The organism is Variovorax glucosi, assembly GCF_051216695.1.
GTDB lineage: Bacteria > Pseudomonadota > Gammaproteobacteria > Burkholderiales > Burkholderiaceae_C > Variovorax.
This window is the reverse complement of the sequence record NZ_JBPJZE010000322.1, coordinates 1-1,095: the sequence shown is the minus strand read 5'-3', so window position 1 is coordinate 1,095 and position 1,095 is coordinate 1. Positions and strand designations below refer to the sequence as shown.

Here is a 1,095-nt window from a genome sequence, read left to right as displayed (position 1 = left end):
ACCAGATTCTTCCGGACCAGCTGCACATCCTCAATGTGTCGTTCCTGGTGCCGACGCTACGGCGTGACTTCGGCGGCTGCGCGGGCAACATCGCCTACAGCCTCAATGCACTGGGCGGTACTGCGCTACCGATGGCCACGCTCGGCAGCGACGGCGCCTCGTACCTCGAGCGCATGCGCTCGCTGGGCATCGACACCGAGTTCGTGCGCCAGCTCGACGACACCTTCACCGCGCAGGCGATGATCATGAGCGACGTCGACAACAACCAGATCACCGCCTTCCACCCCGGCGCGATGCAGCAGGCGCACATCACGAAGGTGGCCGCGCGCGACGACATCAAGCTCGGCATCATCGCGCCCGATGGTCGCGATGCCATGCTGCAGCACGCGCAGCAGTTTGCTGCTGCGGGCATTCCGTTCGTGTTCGATCCGGGCCAAGGGTTGCCGATGTTCGACGGCGAGGCGCTGCGCCATTTCGTCGATCTCGCGAGCTGGGTGGTGGTGAACGACTACGAAGGCAAGATGCTGTCGCAGCGTACCGGCTGGAGCCTGGCCGAGATCTCGAAGCGCGTGCGCGGCCTGGTGGTCACGCTGGCGGCCGAGGGCTGCGAGATCTGGACTGACGGCGAGCGCGAACACGTGCCGGGCGTGGTGGCCACCGAAGTGGTCGAGCCCACGGGCTGTGGTGACGCATGGCGTGGTGCGCTGTTGTTCGGTCTGGAAAAGGGCTGGCCGCTGGCGCAGTGCGCGGCGCTGGGCAACAAGGTCGGTGCGATCAAGATCGCGCAGCGTGGCCCGCAAAACTATGAGATCGATCGCAAGGCCCTAGGCCTCTGATTCGGTCCTCGATCGTCTTCCTGAAGAAGCGCCAATAAAAAAGCCCGACACCGCAAGGTGCCGGGCTTTGCGCCTTCAAGGCCGCTGAGAAACTCAGGGCTTGCTGGCCGTGGGGAACGGCCAGGCTGCCTGGGGATTCAGCGTCGTTTGCGCCGCAGGGGCAGGCGCTACGGCTGCAGCCTTGGCGGGCGCAGCAGCCTTGGGAGCCTTCTTCGCAGCAGGCTTTTTGGCAGCAGGCTTTTTCGCGGCTTTCTTGGCC

At 65.2% G+C, this 1,095-nt stretch carries 1 protein-coding gene and 1 pseudogene; one reads left to right on the top strand and one right to left on the bottom strand.

Annotation, left to right across the window (positions count from 1 at the left end; genetic code table 11):
* Positions 1-836, top strand: an 836-nt coding sequence (locus ACSFA3_RS25325; protein WP_435508088.1) for a carbohydrate kinase family protein, incomplete at its 5' end; no start/stop codon positions are given.
* 93 nt (positions 837-929) lie between these two features.
* Here ACSFA3_RS25325 and ACSFA3_RS25320 read toward each other — a convergent pair.
* Positions 930-1,095, bottom strand: a pseudogene (locus tag ACSFA3_RS25320) (histone); the annotation flags it as partial.